The sequence below is a fragment of the Nocardiopsis deserti genome (assembly GCF_008638355.1).
GTDB classification, from domain to species: domain Bacteria; phylum Actinomycetota; class Actinomycetes; order Streptosporangiales; family Streptosporangiaceae; genus Nocardiopsis; species Nocardiopsis alborubida.
Genome location: NZ_ML703349.1, coordinates 362917 through 383809 on the forward strand (window position 1 = coordinate 362917; position 20893 = coordinate 383809).

12 protein-coding genes are annotated in these 20893 nt (G+C 73.2%); 8 read left to right on the top strand and 4 right to left on the bottom strand.

Annotated features, from left to right (window positions below; all coding sequences use genetic code 11):
• Nucleotides 1-10: 10 nt before the first annotated feature.
• Together fxsT and FYW99_RS06725 are read right to left on the bottom strand one after the other, a co-directional pair.
• Nucleotides 11-3796: an FxSxx-COOH system tetratricopeptide repeat protein gene (gene fxsT, locus FYW99_RS06720; protein ID WP_150251080.1), complete on the bottom strand. Its 3786-nt coding sequence runs from the start codon at nt 3794-3796 to the stop codon at nt 11-13.
• A 218-nt stretch (nt 3797-4014) separates the two neighbouring features.
• Nucleotides 4015-5883, bottom strand: a complete 1869-nt coding sequence (locus FYW99_RS06725) for a trypsin-like peptidase domain-containing protein (RefSeq protein ID WP_223838806.1) — start codon at nt 5881-5883, stop codon at nt 4015-4017.
• 444 nt (nt 5884-6327) lie between these two features.
• On the opposite strand from FYW99_RS06725, the gene putP reads away from it, so the two are divergent.
• From putP to FYW99_RS06750, 5 genes are all read left to right on the top strand, one after another.
• Entirely contained in the window at nt 6328-7896 is a 1569-nt protein-coding gene (gene putP, locus FYW99_RS06730; RefSeq protein ID WP_150251213.1) for a sodium/proline symporter PutP, read from the top strand.
• Nucleotides 7897-8020: 124 nt separating this feature from the next.
• Nucleotides 8021-8605: a putative glycolipid-binding domain-containing protein gene (locus FYW99_RS06735; protein WP_150251081.1), complete on the top strand. Its 585-nt coding sequence runs from the start codon at nt 8021-8023 to the stop codon at nt 8603-8605.
• A 130-nt stretch (nt 8606-8735) separates the two neighbouring features.
• Complete coding sequence (nadE, locus tag FYW99_RS06740) at nt 8736-9566, top strand: ammonia-dependent NAD(+) synthetase (protein WP_150251082.1); 831 nt, start codon at nt 8736-8738, stop codon at nt 9564-9566.
• Between the two features lie 660 nt (nt 9567-10226).
• The gene (locus FYW99_RS06745) at nt 10227-11555 is read left to right on the top strand and encodes an acyltransferase family protein (RefSeq protein WP_150251083.1); all 1329 of its coding nucleotides are present in this window, start codon (nt 10227-10229) and stop codon (nt 11553-11555) included.
• 143 nt (nt 11556-11698) lie between these two features.
• Nucleotides 11699-12559, top strand: a complete 861-nt coding sequence (locus FYW99_RS06750) for an alpha/beta fold hydrolase (protein WP_150251084.1) — start codon at nt 11699-11701, stop codon at nt 12557-12559.
• A gap of 122 nt (nt 12560-12681) precedes the next feature.
• On the opposite strand, the gene FYW99_RS06755 is transcribed toward FYW99_RS06750, so the two are convergent.
• The gene (locus tag FYW99_RS06755; protein ID WP_223838807.1) at nt 12682-13554 is read right to left on the bottom strand and encodes an SDR family oxidoreductase; all 873 of its coding nucleotides are present in this window, start codon (nt 13552-13554) and stop codon (nt 12682-12684) included.
• A gap of 275 nt (nt 13555-13829) precedes the next feature.
• Here FYW99_RS06755 and FYW99_RS06760 point away from each other — a divergent pair, with 275 nt between their 5' ends.
• Together FYW99_RS06760 and FYW99_RS06765 are read left to right on the top strand one after the other, a co-directional pair.
• On the top strand, nt 13830-15113 hold the full coding sequence (locus FYW99_RS06760) for an AGE family epimerase/isomerase (RefSeq protein ID WP_150251085.1): 1284 nt from the start codon (nt 13830-13832) through the stop codon (nt 15111-15113).
• The gene (locus tag FYW99_RS06765) at nt 15110-16156 is read left to right on the top strand and encodes a carbohydrate kinase family protein (RefSeq protein WP_150251086.1); all 1047 of its coding nucleotides are present in this window, start codon (nt 15110-15112) and stop codon (nt 16154-16156) included. Before FYW99_RS06760 ends, FYW99_RS06765 begins: the two co-directional genes overlap by 4 nt.
• A gap of 234 nt (nt 16157-16390) precedes the next feature.
• Here FYW99_RS06765 and FYW99_RS06770 read toward each other — a convergent pair whose 3' ends face one another.
• The gene (locus FYW99_RS06770) at nt 16391-17563 is read right to left on the bottom strand and encodes a carboxylate-amine ligase (RefSeq protein WP_150251087.1); all 1173 of its coding nucleotides are present in this window, start codon (nt 17561-17563) and stop codon (nt 16391-16393) included.
• A 385-nt stretch (nt 17564-17948) separates the two neighbouring features.
• On the opposite strand from FYW99_RS06770, the gene FYW99_RS06775 reads away from it, so the two are divergent.
• Nucleotides 17949-20810, top strand: coding sequence for a helix-turn-helix transcriptional regulator (locus FYW99_RS06775; RefSeq protein ID WP_150251216.1), 2862 nt, complete (start codon nt 17949-17951; stop codon nt 20808-20810).
• Nucleotides 20811-20893 lie beyond the last annotated feature (83 nt).

Consider the following 20893-nt stretch of genomic DNA (forward strand, 5'->3'; position numbering starts at 1 on the left):
GATCCGCGCCTCAGCCCCCGACCGGGATGATGTCGGTGTCCAGCCGGACGAAGTCCGCCATCGTGGTCACGAAGTGGTGGTCCGGGCCGAAACGGGCGGCGTACAGGTCCCGCAGGGCTCCCCACTCCTCCCGGACGTCCTCTCCCAGAGCCCGGCGGCTGATGAGCAGGTTGCGCCGGGCGGTGGTCAGGAAGAGGTGGTGCTCGCCCAGGCTCTCCAGGCACAGCTCCACGCTGGCCGTGTCCTGGGTGCGGGCCTCCTTGAGCCGTCCCAGCGAGAACAGGTCGTTGCCCAGGTTGACCTCGACCGCGGCCAGGGTGATCAGCGCGTCCGGGAAGATGCCGCGGATCTCCTCCGACGCCGCGCGGTCGAGGTCGTAGGCACGTTCGTACTCGCCCGCGGCCCGGAACACGATCGCCGCGTTGGCCCGGGACGCCCACGGGAAGAGGTGGCGGCTGGAGAACTCCTCGTCCATGTGCTCCAGGAGGTCCTCGGCCAGGTCCTTGGCCTCCTCCACCCGGCCGGTGAGGGCCAGGTTCACCATGTGGATGCTGTTGATGTGCAGCATCGGCCGGGTGTGCGGCCCGTGGCGCTGGGCGTTGGCGTCGCGCACCTGCCCGGACAGCTCCAGGGCCAGGTCGTGGTCGCCGAGCCTGCGGTGGACCACGGAGAGGAAGACGGGGATGTCCGCGGTGTGGACACTGGCGTCCGCCTCGGCGGCGTCGAAGCGCCGTTGGCAGTCCTCCAGCGTCTCCCGGGCCTCCTGGAGGTGCCCGAGGGCCATGAGACTCAGACCGATGGACAGCCGGGTGCGCAGGGTGGGGATGCCGTTCGTCCCGAACACGTACTTGCGCTGTTCGAGAGTGCGGCGGTCCAGGTCGAGCGCGTCCTGGAACCGGCCCAGGCGGCGCAGGCAGACCGCGATGTCATGCGCGAGGCTCAGGGTGCTCTCGTCGTCCTCGGTGAACCGGGCGATCCTGACCCGGTGGATGTCCTCGAACATGGTCAGGGCCTCGCCGTAGTGGCCGAGGTTGCTCAGGGCGGTGGCCCGTGCGCGGTAGGCGTCCAGGGCCTCCTCGCTCTCCGCGCCCTCCAGTTCCGTCTGCTCCGCGTACATCCGCTCGGCCTCGGAGAGGGCGATCTCGTTGTCGCCCTGGGCGCGGAGGAGCCGGGCACGGAGCAGCTGCACCTGGAACCGCTGCGCGGTGTCGTCGTACCAGGACTCGATGGCGCGGTCCGCCAGGTTCAGGGCCTCGTTGTCGTTGCCCGTCTCCACCAGGTACATGATCACGTTGTAGACCAGTCCGCGGACCTGGAGGTCGTGGCTGCGCCAGGCCTCCGACGCGGTCACGTGGGTGAAGAGCAGCTGGTACTCGGGCCAGTTCTGCGGGAGTTCGGGGCCCAGCGGGTCGCTCTGCGCCAGGAGGCGGTGGGCCAGGTCCCGGTAACGTACGCGTTCCTCGTCGCCGAGCGTGTTCTGCACGACCGTCTGGAAGGTGACGTGCATCTGGAAGGTGTGCTTGGTCCGGTCGAACTCGGCGAGACTGTGCCTGCTCACGTAGCGCAGCACCCTGGACAGGGCCATCTCGTTGCCCAGGATCTGCGCCAGCTCGGGATTGGCGCTCAGGCCCCGTGCCCGGTGGAAGAGGGTGCGCGCCAGCGGGCGGGGACCGAAGAACGCGCACAGCTGGACGAACTCGCGGACCATCCGCTTGAGCGCGCGGTCCCCGCCGCTGCCGCGCCGCAGGTCGTCGAGCTGCATGTTCCAGGCGGCGGCCAGCGGCAGGGGGTACAGGTCCTCCGACTCCACGTGCGTGACGAAGTCGTCGAACTTGTCCTGGATCAGCTGGAGGAAGTCCTCGACGCTCATCAGGGAATCGCGCAGGTAGGAGCCCACCTGGGCCAGCGCCAGGGGGAGGTGCTCCAGGCGCTCGGCGATCCGGAGGGCGTCCCCGTCGTCCTCCAGGCCCTGGGGGCAGACCTTGCGGAGCAGGGCGACGCTCTCCTCCGGAGTCAGGCTGGGCACGACCGAGCCCTCGCTGCGCCCGCTGGGGATCCAGCTCTGGTCGCGTGAGGTGATGATGATGTCGCCGGGACCGTTGGTGGGGATCTCCCCCGCACCCAGTTGGTCCAGGTCGGAGACGTCGTCGAGGACGAGGAGCCAGCGTCCCACCTCGGGGTCGCTCTCCAGCACGTCCCGCACGTGCTGGGCGGTCCTCTCCAGGTTGCCGCCGTCCTCGGCCACACCCAGGTGCCGGGCCAGGTGCATGTAGGACTGCTGGATGTCGGCGGGGCTGTTGGCGGTGATCCACCAGATCAGGTCGTAGTCGTCCCGGTACCGGTGCGCGTACTCGATGGCGATCTGGGTCTTGCCGATGCCGCCTCCGCCCGACAGCAGGTAGATCCCGCCCGCGGACTCCTCCAGCAGGCCGTGGACGCGTTCGAGGATCTTCTCGCGCCCGGTGAAGTTGAGGTTGTGCGGAGGCACGCCGCGGAGCTTGGCCAGGGACCTGGTCCGGGGCTGACGACTCCGGGGGCGCAGGGCGGTGGGCTCCGAGGGGGTGGACTCCGTCTCGGAGGCGTGGGTGTCGGTCACGGTCGGACTCGGTTCCTCTCGGGGTGCGGCGGTCGTGCGGCGTGCGGTGGCGGAGGGAGCGGGGGCGGCGTCGGGGACCGCGGGACCGGAGTCCCCCTCCAGCGCGGCGCGCAGGTGCTCGGCGAAGCGCCGGTACTCTCCGGGCATCTCGGACAGCGCGGGGAGCACGGCCCTGGCCAGGTCCTCCTCCCCGTCGAGCGAGGGAACGAGGGGCGCTCCGGTCTCGATCCGGGCCAGCCACTGGTAGATCCGGGCGGAGTCCTTGAACTCGATGCCGAGCGAGTAGTACACCGACCGCATGACGCTGAGGTCGCCGAACCTGCCGAGCAGGTCCCTGCGGACCCCGGGCAGGAACTCCAGGGCGGTGGCGGCCGGGTCGTGCAGGTCGCCGGTGGGCAGTGTCGGGTCCATCAGCTCGCCGCCGAAGACCTCGGCGATCTCGGTGACGGCGAGGCGCCCGTCGCGGGGCGCGTGGGGGATGTTGCGCTGGATCAGCTCCGCGACGGCGAGGTTGACGGGCGCCTGGGTGAGGCGTACCGCGAGTTCGCGGGCACCGCGCGAGGCGCGGGACAGGAAGCGCGACACCGGGTCGGCCTCCCAGGGGGTGGTGCTGGGCGGCCGTGCGCCGTCGGGCGGGAGGACGCACACGTCGGCCTCCCACACCCGGATCCCGCCGTCGAGAACCGAGACCCATTCCGCCAGGGCATCCGGCCCGCACTCCAGGACCGGCAGTACCGCCGCGTCAGCGGGGAGAACGGGATCGGAACTCTCGTCCGGGGCGCGTGCGAGGGTCCACGAGGCGGGGGCGGCGGGGGACGGGGCCGTCATACGCATCGGCTGCGGTGTGAGCGGCCCCCCGGACCACACGGAGCGGTCGAGGAGGTGCAGGACGGCGGTGGGGATCCGCGAGGCGAGCGCGGCGACCCAGGAACGCAGCTTCGGCTGGCGCCAACCCCGGTCCTGGGTGTCGGTGACGAGGACGGCCGCCTCGGCGCCGTGGACCCTCGGCGCGTGGGCGGCGTGGCCTGGGTGGAAGCGGACGACCGACGCTCCCGCCCGCTCGGCCGCCTCGGCCAGTTCCGCGACACTGCGCTGGTGCAGGTCCATCAGGGACGAGGAGTCGACGAGGACGGCCAGACGGGACGGCCCGTCCGTCAGGTTGCCGAGTGCGTTGCGATACCTGTGCGACAGATCATCCATCTTTGTCCTAATATGGACCTAAAATCCGAATCGGTGGGCGTGTCCCCGTTGTCTCCCTGGGAATACCTCTCTGGTTCTCCTATCCAATCAGAGAGATTCTAGCCAGGAAAGACGGCGGCTTCTCCGCGGGGACGGGAGCCGTTACGGTCCGGACGCGAATACGACCGGTGTGTGGCGACCGTACCCGGCGTGCCGTGCCCCTCCATCATCCCCCAGGCTCAGGGGCTCTCAGTGTCGCCGGGGCCGCCGAGAGCGTTCCAGAGGAGTGTGTCCTCAAAGGAGTCATGGATGATCGCAATTTTTCTACTGTCCGAATTTTCCCGCGCCCTGTCGCGCAGATAACGGGGGAGCCCGGATATCCGCACCCGGGCGTCGGGTTCCTGGTCGAGTAGTTCCTGGAGAAGGGGAAGGATCGCGCTCTTGGGGCCCCTGATGATGGTGGGGACCCCCTGGTACAGGGCCGCGTCGTAGACGTGCCGTAGGTCCGGGCTCTCGTCGTCCACGACGAGCACCGTCAGGTCCAGGTCGGAGAGGACGTTGGCCACCTCGTTCGCCTCCTGCCTCCACGAGGTGAGGACGTTGCGGTCCTCCACCAGGGGCCGGGCCCGCTGCCGCATGGTGCGTGTGCGCCACCGCTCCGAGGCGCCCAGGTAGTGCGGTTCCGTCACGCGCTCGCGCACGTGGTAGACGATCTCGTACATCGTGCAGAGCAGGGGCGGGAACGCCACGAGGTCGCGGTGCGGGCTGGCCTGTCCCAGGCTCAGGTGCAGCAGCTCCCTCGGCAGCCGGACGCTCAGCCGCAGTGAGTCCTCGTCCGGTGTGATCAACATCTGCATGGTGGCCTCGCCCATGAGGTCGGCGATCTCGTCGCAGACCTCCGCTTCGCCGACCAGCCTCGTGCTCTGTGGCAGCCTGACCCTCTCGTCCCGGTGGTCGATGCTGTGCAGGAGCCGGTAGCCGCCGGTCACCGGCTCCAGTTCGAAGGTCACCACCGTTCCGGGAGGCCGCACGGAACGGTGGGTGTGGGGCGCCGCGGGAGCGTCCGGTTCCCGGCTCCTGAGCAGCCGCCGGTCCCGGTCGCGGGTCAGGACCTCCTCCCAGTCGCGCCCCATCGGGGAGGCCTCCCGCCTGATCCAGGACCACACCGCGGGCGGGAGCGGTCTCTGGTGCCGGATCTCCTGGTGGACGTGGTGCACCCAGGCGACCCGGGGCGGTGGCTCGCCCAGGGGCGGAACCAGGTCCCACAGGGCGGTGAGGACCCGCCACGCGGTCGCGCCCGTGCCGTGCCGTCTGGCCCTGCGCGTCTCGCTCGGGCGCAGCAGGTCCTCCGGCGGGAGCACCTCCAGGGAGACCGAGTCCAGCAGGTCGTGCAGACTGTCGTAGGCCTCCCTGCCGCACAGGGACTCGTCGGCCAGGCGCTGCACGGAGACGACGTCGCCCCCGTCGCGCTCGCCGACGAGCTCCTCGACCGGGAGGATGAACGCGATGCCCGAGGGCCGGTCGGGGTCGTTCCACACGTAGTGGTGGGTCTTCTGCATGATCCCCACCAGCTCGCCGGTCCCGGTGCGCACGGCACAGCCGCTGAAACCGCCGGTGATCCGAACCGGCTGCGAGGTGGGAGTCTCGACCTGGTGGGTGAGTCCGGTGGGCCCGCCGGGCCCCTGGCAGACCAGCGGAGCCTGGAGGGAGCGCATGCCCTCCGGGTAGCCCGCCGTGTACAGGGGCTGCTGCGGGTCCAGGCTCGCGCACTCCCTCAGCACGGGGAAGGACGTGTCGGGACCCGCGTCCCGCAGCCGCAGCACGGCCAGGTCGCGGCTGTCGGGGCCCGCCGACCACAGCTGGGTGTCGACGGTGGCCTCCCACTCCCGGTCGTCGAAGGACTTGAGGCGCACGGTGGCGAGCGCGCCCGGATGCTCCTCCTTGTCCCCGTGGAGGCCGAGCGCGGCGTTGACGACGTGCGCGCACGTGACCAGCAGGCCGGGGGACAGGAGCACGGCACCGCCCACGGTGTCGTGCTGGTCGAGCACACGCATCTGCCATGAGGGCTCGTTGGGTTGCAGACCACGCGGGGTATGGGGGGCGGCCACGTTCGGGAGACCTCTCTCGATGTCAACTTTTCTCGGAACAATTCCCCCTCGGACAGCGGTGAATCAAGAGGCACTGGAGTGGAGAGAACAGAGTTCCACAAGTGCTCTCTGTGGCGGAAGAGAGTTACAAGGACGAGCGTGGAAACCGGTACGCACGGGTTCCGGCGCCCCGATGGAGCGTGATGCGCATCACAGTCGCTCTCGGGGGGCGGGGCGGGCGGCCCGCGTATGTCCGATCCGACAAACACTGGCGCCCCGGTATGGCCTGGCGGACAATAGTGCCTGGTCGAGAACTCGACGAGATCTCAAAGCGGTGTTGTTCCACGCGCGGACGTTGTGACTTGCCGAACAAAGGGCAATGATCTCCCGCAATGTCCATAAACAGCGCGTAAGGCTCTCGTCCGCGCGCTCAAGGGAAGGGAGGGCAGGGTCTTGGACGAGTCCATGCTCTGGTCCGTCGCGACCTTCGGCGTGTACCTCGCCGCCATGGTGGCCATCGGGCTGTGGGCCTACAAGCGCACCGTCTCGCAGTCGGACTTCGTGCTCGGAGGCAGACAGCTCAACAGCTGGGTGGCGGGCCTGAGCGCCAACGCCAGCGACTTCAGCGGGTGGCTGCTGCTCGGTCTGCCCGGTGCCATCTACGTCTCCGGTCTGGGGGAGGCCTGGATCGCCGTCGGCCTGGCCTGCGGTTTCGCCGGTAGCTGGATCCTCCTCGCGCCCCGCCTGCGGGTGTACACCGAGCGCGTGACCGACGCACGTTCGGGGGGCGACTCCGACTCCCTGACCCTCTCCTCCTTCCTGGAGAACCGCTTCAACGACCCCACCCGGCTGCTGCGCGGGGTCTCGGCGGTGCTCATCATCGTCTTCTACTTCTTCTACGTCGCCTCCGGGCTCGTCGCCATGTCCGCCCTGTTCGACCAGGTCTTCGGCCTGAGCCCGGGGCCCGCCATCGCCATCGGCGTGGGCATCGTGGTGCTCTACACCGTGCTCGGCGGCTTCCTCGCCGTATCACTGACCGACGTGGTCCAGGCCGCGATGATGTGGATCGCCCTGCTGGTCGTGCCCGTCATGGCGGTCACCGCGCTCGGCGGCTTCGCCGGGCTGACCGAGGGCGTGTCCGACAAGAGCGACGGGCTGCTGTCGGCCGTCGGAGGCACCGCCCTGGACGCCGAACTCGGCCAGTGGGTGAGCACCGACACCCTCGGCTGGGTCGTCATCGTCTCCGGCCTGGCCTGGGGCTTCGGCTACTTCGGACAGCCGCACATCCTGTCCCGCTACATGGGCATCCGCTCGGTCCGGGACATCCCCAAGGCCGCCACCATCAGCGTGGCCTGGGCGGTCACCGCCATGATCCTGGCCGTGCTGGTCGGCTTCATCGGCATCGCCTACTTCGACACCCCGCTGGAGAACTCCGAGCAGGTCTTCCCGCTCCTGATCGAGGCCCTGACCCACCCGCTGGTCGCAGGGCTGCTGCTCGCCGCCATCCTCGCGGCCGTCATGAGCACCGCCGACTCCCAGCTGCTGGTCGCCGCGTCCGCACTCACCGAGGACGGCTACCGGGCCTTCGTGGACCGCGACGCCGACCCGAAGAGGCTGCTGTGGGTCAGCCGCGTCACCGTGGTCGCCGTCGCCCTGGGCGCCGCCGCCATCGCCCTGTGGGGCGACCAGTCGGTGATGGACCTGGTCGGCTACGCCTGGGCCGGGTTCGGAGCGGGCTTCGGCCCGATCCTGGTGCTCTCCGTGTTCTGGAAGCGCATGAGCTGGTCCGGCGCGCTCGCGGGCATGATCGCGGGCGGCACCACCGCGATCGTGTGGGACATCCTCGACGCGAACTTCTTCGGCACCGGCCTGTACGCCATGGTCCCGGCCGTGATCCTCAGCGTCGCCGCCATCTTCGTCTTCAACGGCCTGGCCAGGGTCACCCCGCAGATGGAGAGCGACTTCGACCGGGTCGAGGCCGAGATCCGCGGGACCGGCTCCGGCTCCGCCCCGGGAGAGTCCGCCCGGGCCTGACCGGCCGCCACACCGGCGACGGCCGGGACGGCGACCGCCCCGGCCCCTCGGCCCGTACCGCGCCCGCGGTGCGGGCCGAGGGCCGCTCTGGCGCACCCGTATCCCGGAACGGTAGAACGGTGACATGTCGTCACTGACGGAACACCCGGCCGCGTGGACCCGGACCGACGTCCCCGAGGGGCTCGGGCTGGGCACGCTCCTCCCCGAGCCCGACGGCCACCGCCTGGAGGCCGGGGAGACCGTCGTCGTGGGCGAGGAGCGGTTCTTCACCCGCTTCAGCGTCCGCACGGACCTGGCGTGGACGACCCGGCGGGTGCGCGCCGAGGTCCTCTCCTCCCAGGGTCTGGAGTCGGTCACGCTCGACGCCCACGGAGGCCACTGGACCGGGCCCGACGGCGTCCCCCTCCCCGGGCTGGTGGGCTGCCTGGACGTGGACGTCGCCGCCACCCCGCTCACCAACACCCTGCCCATCCGCCGTCTCGGCCTGCGCCCGGGCGAGTACCGCGACATCGCGGTGGTCTGGATCGACATCCCCTCCCTGCGGGTGCGCCGGGTCAGGCAGCGCTACACCCGCCACCCCGCCGAGGAGGGCCTGGAGCGTTACACCTACCGCGACCCCCTGCACGGCGAGTACCGGCTGTCGGTGGACGGCGACGGCGTGGTCGTCGACTACGAGCGCTTCGCCCGCCGCCTGCGCACGGACTCCTGAGACCGCCCCGGGCCCCCGGAACCGCGCACCCTCCCGTCCCTTCCGGTCCCGGCCGCTCCCCGGACTCGTCCCCGAACGCGGGACAGGCGATAATCGGCGGGCACACGCACCACATCCACGGGGGACCGCAGTGACCGACACCGAGCTGAGCCAGGCCCGTCGCGAGATCGTCCGCGACCTCGCAGTGCCCGAGCACTTCGACGTGCACGTCGAGATCGAACGCCGTGTGGCCTTCCTCGCCGAGCGGCTGATCAGCACCGGCTCCACCGCGCTGGTCCTGGGCATCAGCGGCGGCGTGGACTCGCTCACCGCCGGACGCCTGTGCCGCCTGGCGGTGGACCGGGCCCGCGAGAACGGCCACGAGTGCGAGTACGTCGCCATGCGCCTGCCCTACGGCGAGCAGAAGGACGAGGAGGACGCGGCCCGCTCCGTCGCGTTCACGGCCCCCGAGCGCTGCCTCACCGTGGACGTCAGGCCCGCCAGCGACGCCATGGCCGACTCCCTGGCGGCCTCCGGGATGTCCTACGCCAGCGATGCCTCGGCGGACTTCGTCCTCGGCAACGTCAAGGCGCGGCAGCGGATGATCGCCCAGTACGCGGTCGCGGGCGGCCTGCGCGGACTGGTGGTCGGCACCGACCACGCGGCCGAGGCGGTCACCGGGTTCTTCACCAAGTACGGCGACGGCGGGGCGGACCTCGTGCCGCTGACCGGGCTGACCAAGCGCCGGGTGCGCGCGGTCGCCGCCGAGCTGGGCGCTCCGGAGGACCTGGTGCGCAAGGTGCCCACCGCCGACCTGGAGACGCTCGCCCCGCAGAAGCCGGACGAGGAGGCGCTCGGTCTGACCTACGAGCAGATCGACGACTTCCTGGAGGGTCTGCCGGTACCCGAGCACGTGGAGACCGCGCTGGTCGACCGGTACCGCGTCACCGCCCACAAGCGCGCGCTGCCCACCGCGCCCTGACCCTGAGCCCTGACACCGCGACAGGAAATGTCGCCTGTGTGACGCGAGGGGCTCTGACCTGCGATGATCTTGTACTCGTAGCCGATGTCGGCGCTCGAACCTCGCTATGAGTACACGATCACGGCGTATGCGGCTGGGCCGACGGACCTTTCCGGTCACGGCACCAGAGCAACGTGGTTCGGGGCCGCCGTTTCCTCTCGCGCCCGGGTCCCCCGCGCCGGTGTCGCGCGGCCCGACCGCCCCGGACAGCTGTTCCGTCTCCGCACACGGACCTTCTCCGAGGGTTCCGTGCACGCTGGCTCGCGGGGTACCGTGTGCGGGAACTCTCCCGGGTTTTCCGGAGCACCGCTCGGCGCGTCCGCGCCCTCCGGCCGGGGGAAGACGGTCCCCGACCCGCCGTGCCCCGACGCGCGGTGGTGCAGGCACCACCTTCCACGGTCGGGCGAACCGCCCCTCGGAGAGGGGCGTCAGATCCATCGCGGCCACCACCCGACCGGACCTACTCTCGTTACCACGCGTCGCCGACAGTAGAGCTGACGCGGCCACGCCACCGGGCGCGTTCGAGAACGCGTCGCCACCCCCTGATCCCGGCCACACGGCCCCCGCGCACCACCGCGCCCGGGGACGCACACGCGTACGGGGTAGACCAAGGAGCGACCGATGACCGTGACCGTCGAGAACGAAGGCGGAGGCGCGTCGTCGGCGTACACCTCCGGCACCGCCCTCCTACCGTCTCCGCGGACACCGCGCCCCGGGGCGGGCCGGGACAGGTTCCTGGACGTCATCCGGCTGTTCGTGATGGCTCTGGTGGTCATGCAGCACTGGTGGCTGCCGGTCCTGGTCCACGAGCCGGGCTCCTTCGAGGCGGGCAGCGTCCTGTCCACCGAGGGCGGCTTCGTGCTGACGTGGGTCGTCCAGGTCATGCCGCTGATCTTCTTCGTCGGGGGCGCGGCCAACCTCATCAGCTGGCGCTCGGCCTCGGGCCGGGGCATGTCCGCCTCGGACTGGTTCGCGCGCAGACTGCGCAGACTCGCCTGGCCGGTGGTGCCGCTGGCGGCCCTGTGGATCGTCGCCTCCCACCTGCTGGTCCTGGGCGGCGCACCGGCCCAGGCTGTCCTGGTGGGGGCCGAGGCCGCGGGCATGGTGCTGTGGTTCCTCGCCGTGTACGTGCTGGTGGTCGTGTCGACCCCGCTGCTGGTCCGGGCCCAGGAGCTCTTCGGCTGGTGGGTCCCGATCGCCCTGCTGGCAGCCGCCGCGGCCGTGGACCTGACCCGCTTCTCGACCGGCGCTGACTGGGTCGGCTACCTCAACGTGGCCTTCGTGTGGCTGGGCGTGCACCAGCTGGGGTTCCGCTACGCGACGGGGACGATCCGCCTCCGCTACGCCGCGGGGATGGTGGCGGGCGGCGCGGCCGTCGCGCTGGCCCTGGCGCTGTTCGGTCCCTACTCACTCAACATGACGGGCGTGTTCGCCACGGAGTCCTCCAACGTGTCCCCGCCCACCCTGGTGCTCGCCGCCATGGGCGCGCTGCAGATCGGCGTCGCGGTGCTGCTGCGCGAGCGGATCAGCGCCTGGTCGGAGCGCCCCGGCCCGGCGCGTCTGCTGGACCGGATCTGCCCGCAGCTGATGACGGTCTACCTGTGGCACATGCTGCCGCTCAGCGTGGTGGCGGGCGTGCTGGTGTTCGGCCTGGGGATCGACACCCCCGAGCCGCTGACGGGCATGTGGGTGCTGTGGGGCGTGCTGGGGCTGGTGGTCCTGGTGCCGCTGATCGTGCCGCTGGCGCACTGGGCGGTGCGGTTCGAGAACCCGCCGAAGGCGCTGAGCGGCTCCCCGGGCATGGTCCGCGTCCTGGCCGCCGCGGCGCTGGTCGGCGGCGGGATGCTGCTGCTGACGGTGTCCGGCCTGGGGCTCGGCGCGGGTCCGGTGCTCGGACTGCTCGCGGTGCTGGCGGGCGTGGTGCTGACGCGGGCTCCCCGGAGGAGCTGACCGTTCCGCGCCCGGTTCGGAGGAGCCCCGGTCCGGGGCCCGGCGCGGGGGCGCCCCTTTTCCGGGCGCCCGGCCAACCGCTCTCCCGGCCGCCTCGCGAGCCGGGGGCGCGACAGGTCCGCGTATCGGGTAGACCGAAGGATATGGACCCGACACGTATCGCCTTCGAAGAACGGGGGAGCGGCCGCCCCCTGGTCCTCCTCCACGGACTCGGGGACCGCCGCCAGAGCTGGACCGCCGTGATGCGGCGGCTCTCGGCGGACTACCGCGTCATCTGCGTGGACCTGCCGGGGTTCGGCGCCTCGCCGGGGCCCGGCCCCGACGAGCCCTACGACGTTCTCACCCTGACCGACGACATCCAGGCGTTCTGTCGCCTGCACGGGCTGGAGCGCCCGCACCTGGCGGGCAACTCGCTCGGCGGGTCGATCGCCCTCGAACTGGGGGTCCGGGGCCTGGCCGCGTCGGTCACGGTGTTCTCCCCGGCGGGGTTCTCCGACAGGTTCGCCCGGTGCGCGATACGCGCGATCGGCGCGCTCTCCCGCCTCGCCACGCACGTCCCGATGCCGGTCAAGGAACGCCTGGCCAACACCGCCCCGGCCAGGACGGCCGCGCGGATCGCGCTGCGCGGCGACCCCTCGTCGCCCGCGGCCAAGGCGACCCGGTTCAGCGTCCGGGGCCTCCAGCACGGCGCGCCCTACATCCGGCTCGTGCCGCACATCGCCGAGTACGTCTTCACGGCGCGGCCGATCGAGTGCCCGGTCACCATCGCCTGGGGCGACCGCGACCGGACGTTGCTGCCCTCCAGCGCCGCGCACGCCCACCACCGGGTGCCCAACGCGCGCATGGTCTCGCTGATCGGCAGCGGGCACATCCCCATGGCCGACGACCCGGTCACGGCCGCCGAGCACGTCCGGTGGACCTGCCGCGCCGCCGACCTGGGGAGCGCCAAGGCCGCCGCGCGCAACGCGGCCGGGCGGGTGACCAGACCCGGTTCCCAGGACTGAGTCCGGCACCTTTGCCGCGATCTTGCCCTTGGCGGCCACGTCGGCGCTCCACAGTGCCACCAGGGGCGAGATCAGCGCAGGTCAGGTCCCTCGTGTCCTCCCGGCGGCGCGTGGGCGGCCCGTCAGCAGCCGAAGCCTCCGTCGGCGCTGACCACCTGGCCGGTCACCCACGAGGCCTCGTCGGTGGTCAGCCAGGCCAGCAGCCTGGCCGGGTCGTCCGGCAGGCCCACGCGACCAGCCGGGAAGCCGGGCAGGATGCGGTGCATGAGGTCCTCGTCGATGTAGCCGGTCTGCACCGGTCCGGGGTCGACGGCGTTCACGGTGATGCCGCGCGGGCCCAGCTCGGCGGCGATGGTCGGGGTGATCTGGGCCAGGACGGCCTTGGCCGACGCGTACGCCACCTCGCCGGGCAACGCCCCGCGGATCTGCCCGGAGGTCATGAACAGCACCCGGCCGCCGGGGCGCCCGTCGTGCCGCGCCGCGAAGGCCTGGGCGAGCAGGAGGGGCGCGCGGGCGTCGACCGCCCAGTGCCCGTCGAGCATCTCCAGGGTCACCTCGGCCAGCGTCGCGTCGCCGCCGTTGCGCGCGTGGTTGGCCACCAGGACGTCCAGGTGCCCGAACTCGGCGACGGCCGCCTCCACCACCCGCCGGGGCGCGTCGGGGTCGGCCATGTCCGCGCCGACGTCGGCCACGCGGGCCCCGGGGTCGCCGAGCACCGCGCGCACGCCGTCGAGCACGGCGGCGAGGTCGTCGCTGCCCCAGGGCAGCTCCGCGTCGTGCGGCTGGTGGTGGTGGACCATCACCGAGGCGCCGTACGCGGCGAGGCGGCGGGCCACGGCGTAGCCGATGCCGCCGCGCCTGCTCGCCCCGGTGACCAGGGCGGTCCTGCCGCGCAGGGGCAGGGGGTCGCGGGACAGGGCGTCCCGGTCGGAGCGTTCCGGGGAGTGGGAGGAGGGGGAGCGTTCGGGAGAGGAGGAACGGGAGGAGTGGGTCATGACGGGCCTGCCTTCTGCCGTGGACGGACGGGGGACCGGCCGCGCCCGTGTCCGGCGGCCCTCGGGCGCCGCGGCGCCGCGGCGCCAGGGGAACTCTGGCAGAGGGGGTGTGTCCGCGCACCCGGTTTTCGGCGCCCTCCCCGAAGCTGTGTGTCCGGAATGTTCTGTCACGGGAGTGATGGTGTGTTCTGTTGACCGGGCTCCCCGGTCTACCGCGGTGTCGAGTTCGCGGGATACCGTGGACCCGCTCACCGACGCCTTGAGGAGGCAGTGGATTGACACCATCGACACGACCGGCCCCGGGTCTCCCCGAGCGGCTGCGCGAGGAGGAGCGGCGGCTGTACGGCTTCGCCGCGGGATCCGCCGTGTCCGACGGCTTCGGCTGGCTCGACGCGGACGGGCGCGTGGAGCGTGACCGGCCCGCCGCCGCCTGGATCACCGCGCGGATGACGCACGTGTTCTCCCTGGCCCACCTGCGGGGGGAGGCCGACGCCGGGCGGCTGGCCGACCACGGTGTGGCGGCCCTGGCGTCCGGCCCCCTGCGCGACGCCCGGGAGGGCGGGTGGTTCGACCGGGTACCGGACGACGCCGGGGTGGACTCTTCCCGGGAGCGCTCCCATGAACGTCCGCGCAAGTCCGCCTACGAGCACGCGTTCGTGGTCCTGGCCGCCTCCAGCGCCACACTCGCCGGTCGTCCGGGGGCGCGTGAACTGCTCGACGAGGCGCTGCGTGTCGTCGAGGAGCGCTTCTGGGAGGAATCCGCAGGAGCCCTGCGCGAGAGCTGGGACAGCGGGTGGACCGCCACCGAGGACTACCGGGGCGCCAACAGCAACATGCACGCCGTCGAGGCCTTCCTCGCCGCGGCCGACGCCACCGGCGACGTCCTGTGGGCCCGCCGCGCGCTCTCCGTCGCCGAGCGCCTGATCCACGGCGTGGCCGCCGAGCACGACTGGCGTCTTCCCGAGCACTTCACCTCCGACTGGAAGCCCGTCCCGGACTACAACCGGGACCAGCCCGACCACCCCTTCCGGCCCTTCGGGAGCACCACCGGCCACCTGCTCGAATGGGCGCGCCTGCTGGTCCACCTGGAGGTCGCGCTCAGCCGTGCGGGCGACCCCGTCCCCGCGTGGCTGCGCACCGACGCCGAGGCACTGTTCGACCACGCCGTCCGGCGCGGCTGGGCCGTCGACGGCGCCGACGGGTTCGTCTACACCCTCGACTGGGAGGACCGGCCGGTCGTGCGCGAGCGCATGCACTGGGTGGTGGCCGAGGCCGCCATGGCCGCCTGGGCGCTGGCGGAGCACACCGGCGGGGCCTCCTACACCGACCTGTACGAACGCTGGTGGGCCTACGCCGACCGGTACCACGTGGACCGCGAGCGCGGCAGCTGGCACCACGAGCTGGATCCGGACAACCGCCCGGCCGCGAGCGTGTGGCCGGGCAAGCCGGACGTCTACCACGCCTACCAGGCGGCACTCCTGCCCCAGGTCGGGCTGTCGGCCTCCATCGCGGCCGCCCTTCTGCCCGGCACCGACCAGAACCCCGGAGGAAACGCGTGACCACCCAGAACCCAGGGGACGCGCAGGGCGCCCCGGCCGGAGGGGCCGCGGGGTCCGGCTCCTCCCCCCGGCTCGTCGTGGTGGGCGAGAACGTCATGGACCTGCTGCCCACGTCCCACGGCGCCGACGTGCTCAAGGCGGCGCCCGGCGGCGGTCCGGCCAACACGGCGGTCGCGGCGGCCCGGCTGGGCACGCCCACCCGGCTGCTCGCGCGGATCGGGGCGGACGGCTTCGGCGAGCTGATCCGCGAGCGCCTGCTCGGGGAGGGGCTGGACCCGGCGGGGCTGCTCCCGGCGCAGGAGCCGACGGCGCTGGCCCTGGCCACGCTCGGCCAGGACGGGTCGGCCCGCTACGACTTCCGCATGGACGACGCCGCCGACTGGCGCTGGCGCGCGGGGGAGCTGCCCGAGGAGCTGGAACCGGGGGTCCGCGCGCTGCACGCCGCGTCGATAGCGCTGTTCCGCGAGCCCGGCGCCACCCTGATCGAGGCGATGCTGCGCCGCGAGCACGGACGCGGGCGGGTGACGCTCACGCTGGACCCCAACATCCGCCACGACGTCATCGGCGACCCCGTGACCGCGCGGGCGCTGGCCCTGCGGCACGCCGCGCAGGCGCACCTGGTGAAGGCGAGCGACGAGGACCTGGCGTTCCTGTACCCGGACCTGTCCCCGGCCCGGGCGGCCCAGGCCGTCGCCGCGCTGGGCCCGGCGCTGGTGGTGGTGACCATGGGCGCCGACGGGGCGCTCGCGGTCTCCCGCGGCGAGGAGGTGGCGGTGGCCGCGCCGAGGACCGAGGTGGCCGACACCGTGGGCGCGGGCGACTCCTTCATGGGAGCCCTGCTGAACTGGCTGGACCGCCACGACCGGCTGGGGGAGGACCCGCGGGCCCGCCTTGCCGGGCTGGACAAGGCGGATCTGGAGGACCTGCTGGGGTTCGCGGTCTCCGTCGCCGCGGTCACGGTGACCCGGGAGGGGGCGAACCCGCCCACCATGGCCGAGGTGGCGGGCGGGGACGGACGGCCGGAGGAGCTGGCCCAGCGGTAGCTCCTGGGGGCGGTGACCCCGTGGGGCCTTCTCCGGTTCCCTTCGGGCTCTCCCGGGCGTTTCCGGCCGCCCCCGGCTGCCTTCCGCTGCCTTCGGGCGCGGCAGACGGAGCCGGGGGCCGGAGGAGGGCAGCACGACGCGGGCGGGCCCGGGGGACCCCCGTATCCAGGAAACCCCGGATCCGGGGCGGGCGGTAGCCCCTGTGGACAACCGCGCCGGGACGGCCCGCGCGCCTCAGCCGAGGCCCTCCCTCGTCTGGACCACGAGGTGGTCCACCACGTCGGTGAGGCTGCCCCGCCGGGCGTACGCGGCGCGCTGGCGGGCCGCCCCGCTTCCGGCCGCGCGCACCCGGTCGAGCAGCGAGGAGGCCAGGTCAGCGTCGCCGTTGGCGAGCAGCCCCGGCAGCGCGGCGTGCAGCAGCCGGTCGGCGGCCGCGTGCCCGGGCAGGGCCTCGCCGGTCATCGGGTCGGGCACCACACCCTCCAGCCCGTCCCGGGCGGCCCGCCACACGGAGGCCCGCAGCGCCTGGTCGGGGATGCCCGGAGCGGGGACCCCGTAGCGCACGTCGGTGAGCGCGCGGCTGGCCAGGCCGCGGACGAGCAGGGCCAGCAGCAGCGCCTCCTCGGCGGTGGCGGCCACGTCGCTCACGCGGATCTCCAGCGTGGGCAGGTGGTCCGAGAGGCGGACGTCCCAGTAGACCATCCGCCGGTCCAGGATCGCCCCGGTGTCGGAGAGCGCCCGTACCGCCTGCTCGTGCTCGGCCAGGGAGCGCAGCAGCGGGGGAGGACCGGCCGAGGGCAGCCGGTTCCAGGCGACCGTGCGCCAGCTGGAGTACCCGGTGTCGCGTCCGGAGTGGAAGGGCGAGTTCGCCGACAGCGCCACCAGGAACGGCAGCCACCGGCGCAGGTGGTTGCCCACGGCCACGGCGGTCTCCCGGTCCGGGATGCCCACGTGCACGTGGCAGCCGCACACCACGTGCGACTCGCGCAGCGCGCCGAAGTGCGCGGCGATGTCGGCGTAGCGGCTCCCCTCGCTGGTCCGCGCCGAGGCCGGGTCGCCCAGGACGGCGGTGCCCGAGGCGACCACGGCGAGCCCGGCGGCGCCGGCGGCGCGGTCCAGCTCCCCGCGGGCCGCGCGCAGGAAGCGCAGGGCGTCGCCCGCGTCGTCGCACACGGGACTGTTGGCCTCCACCTGCGCCCGGCTGAACTCGCCGCACAGGTGATCGCTCAGGACGCGGGTGTTGGCGAGCACCTCGGGCGCTCGCGACAGGATGAGGCGGGTGCCGGGGTCGACGACGAAGAACTCCTCCTCGACGCCGAAGGTCGGGGGCACCGTGCGGTTCCCGGTGCGGGTGCCGGCGGACACCGGCCACCGCCTGTCGTGTGCTGCCGTGGAGCGGTTCTCCATGGGCGTCGGTCCCTCCCTGCCGTAGGGCGCTCCCTCACGGGGGCGTCCCGGACTGGATATCCCCGTCAGGGGTGGCCGCGACAGTGTCCTGAAGAAGATAAAAAGCTATCCATGTGATCTTTTGTCCCGTTTGCCGGTATCGCGGGTGTGTCGTTGTGCGCACGTTACGGCTTGATAACCGTGCTCCCGGCCCGTGGAGGAGCCGGGGTGGCGGCGCACCCCCTTCCCGGGGGTGAGCCCCGTCACTCCCCCGGCGGTGGAAACCCAGGTGGGCACCGCGATACCCCGCCCGCACACCCGTCCCGTCTCCCCCGCGGGTGCCCCTACCCAGCCCCGTCCCGCCGGGTGCGTGCGACTCCGGGTGAGTATCGGTGAAACGACCAGTGTGGACATCCGCACCTGCCGCGACGGGGGCCCGCTGTGCGAATGTGTGCACGTGGCTGGCAGGAACACACAACCCCCCGTCGCCCGCCTCCGAGGTCGTGACACGGAGCAGCGGGCCCTCGCCGACGCCCTGGAGGACGCGCGGTCCCGCCGGGGCGCCTCCCTGCTCCTCTCCGGCGGCCCCGGACGCGGCAAGACGGCGCTCCTGGAGCACCTGGGCGGTTCCGCAGGTGGTTTCACCGTGCTCCGCGCGGGTGGGATCGCCGATGAGGCGGACCTGCCGCTCGCCGGGCTCCAGCGCCTCCTCCGCCCCCTCACGGAGGCAACCGAGAGCCTCCCCGGGCCCTGGCGCGACCTCCTCCGCGAGGCCCTGGCCCGGGGAGCGGTCGCCGACGCCGACCGCCTCACCCTCTACACCGGCCTGGTCGAACTGCTCTCCCGCGCCGCCGCCGACCGCCCCCTCCTGCTGTGCGTGGACGACGCCGACCGGCTCGACGCGCCCTCGCTGGACGCCCTGGCCTTCGTCGCGCGCCGCCTCGCCGGAACCCCCGTCGTCGCCGTCCTCACCGCGCGCGAGGGCCACGGTAAGCCCGCCGGGGCCCGCGTGCCCGAGAGCGCCGCCGAACCCCCTCCCGACACCCTCGTCCCCGGCGTCGCCGAACTCCTGCTCGCGCCCCTGGAGGAGCGGGCGGTCCACGACATCCTCACCGACAGAGCCCCGGTCACCCCGGCCGCCGCCGTGCGCTCCGCCCTGGTCCGCGCCGCCCACGGCAACCCCGCCGCCGTCCTCGGCCTCCTGCAGGGACTGTCCCGGGCCCAGCTCCTGGGCGAGGAACCCCTCCCCGACCCGCCGCGCCTGCCCGGCCGCCTGCGCGCCGACTTCCTCGCCCCCTACCGCGGACTCCCCGAGCGGGCCCGCCACCTGATGCTGCTCGCCGCCCTCGGCGACGAGCCCCGCGTCCACCGGCTGTTGGAGGCCTGCGAGGAGTCCGGGGCGACCGTCACCGACCTCGAACCCGCCGAGGAGCGCGGCCTGGTGCGGGTGGAGGGCGACACCGTCGTCTTCGCCGACCCCCTGACGCGCGAGGCCATCGCCCAGGACGCCCCCGCCGGACGGCTGCGCGCCGCGCACCGGGCCCTGGCCCGCGCCTGCGACCCCGAACTGTCGCCCGCGGAGTTCGTCCGCCACACCGCCGCGGGCGCCGACGCCCCCGACATCGCCCTCGCCGACGCCGCGTCCGCCGCCGCCCGGCGCGTCAAGCGTGTCGAGGGCCGCCTCGCCGCCTCCCACGCCTACGAGCGCGCCGCCGACCTGTGCCCCGACCCCGACGAGCGCGCCTGCCGCCTGAACACGGCCTCCTACGAGGCCTACATGGCCGGGAGCTCGGCGCGCGCCACCCGGCTGCTCGCGCGGGCGAGGCCCCTGGCCGTGTCCGACCGGCGGCGGGTGACCGCCGACCTCATCGACGCCCAGATCGCCATGCGCGGTGAGAACGCCATGGACGTCGCCGAGCGCCTGCTCACCGTCGGCCGCGAGCTCATCCCCCACGACCGCTCCCTGGCCCTGCGCGCCCTCGTGCGCTCGGCCGACGCCGCCTCCCTGGCCGGGGACGCCGTCCGCCACGGCCGCGCCGCCGCGCTGGCCCTTCCCCTGGTCCGCCCGGACGACCCGGCGCCGATGCGCATGGTCGCGTCCTTCCTGGAGGGGTGCGCGGTCTCCTTCCGGGGCGACTACCCCGGCTCCACCCCGCTGCTACGCGAGGCCACCGGGCTGGCCGCGATCGCCAAGCCCTCCGAACTGGTCTGGGCGGGCATCAGCGGCCTGCGCCTGGGCGACGCCCCGTTCGTGCGCTCGGTGACCTCCCGCGCCGTCGAGGTCGGCCGCATGCGGGGCGAGCGGGCCACCATGCCCGCCGCGCTGGGCTTCCTGGTCTTCTCCGAGTTCTGGAGCGGGCGCTTCCCCTCGGCCGCGGGGACCGCCCTCACCGGCCTGCGGATCTCCCGCGAGACCGGCCAGACCGTGTGGGCCACCCAGCACCTGGCGTCCCTCGCGATGATCGCCGCGATCCAGGGCGACGTGGACACCTGCCGCATCCGGGCGCGCGCGGTCGCCGTCCAGGCGGGGGAGAACAGCCTCGGCCTGGCCGCCGCCCTGTCGGCGTGGGCGCTGGCCGTCCTGGAGCTGTCCCGGGGCAACGCCGCGGAGGCGTTCTTCCGGCTGCGCGCCCTGGTGCACGCCGCTCCCGGGCACGGCCACCCCACCATGCGGCTGCTCACCGCCCCGCACTTCGTGGAGGCGGCGACCCGCATGGGCGAGACCGAGTGGGCGCGCACCTCCCTGGCCGGGTACCGGCGCTGGGCCGAGTCGGTGGGCAGCCCGGGCACGCTGGCGCTGGCCGCCCGGGGCTCGGGCCTGCTGGCCGCGGGGGACGAGGCCTGCGACCACTTCGAGAACGCGCTGGCCCTGCACCGGGCCTGCGGCGACGACGACGTCGAGCACGCGCGCACCCAGCTGCTGTTCGGCGCCCACCTGCGCCGGTCCCGCCTGCCGGGCCGGGCCCGCGAGCACCTGTACAACGCGCTGGAGTCCTTCGAGCGCTTCGGCGCGCGGCTGTGGGTGCGCCAGACCCGCGCCGAGCTGCGCGCGATCGGGACCGCGGAACGCGGCCCCGACCCCGTCTCCACCAGCGAGCTGACCGCGCAACAGCAGCAGATCGCCCGGCTGGTCGCCGAAGGGGCCACCAACCGCGAGGTGGCGGCCCACATGTTCATCAGCCCGCGCACGGTCGAGCACCACCTGCGCGGCATCTTCCGCAAGCTCAACATCAGGTCCCGTGTGGACCTGGCCCGCCTGTTCAACTGACCCCGGGCCGACGGTCGAGGCGCCGCCGGACACCCCCCTCATACCAACTGGTCGGTACGCCTCCGGTCGAAGAGAAAGGCAGC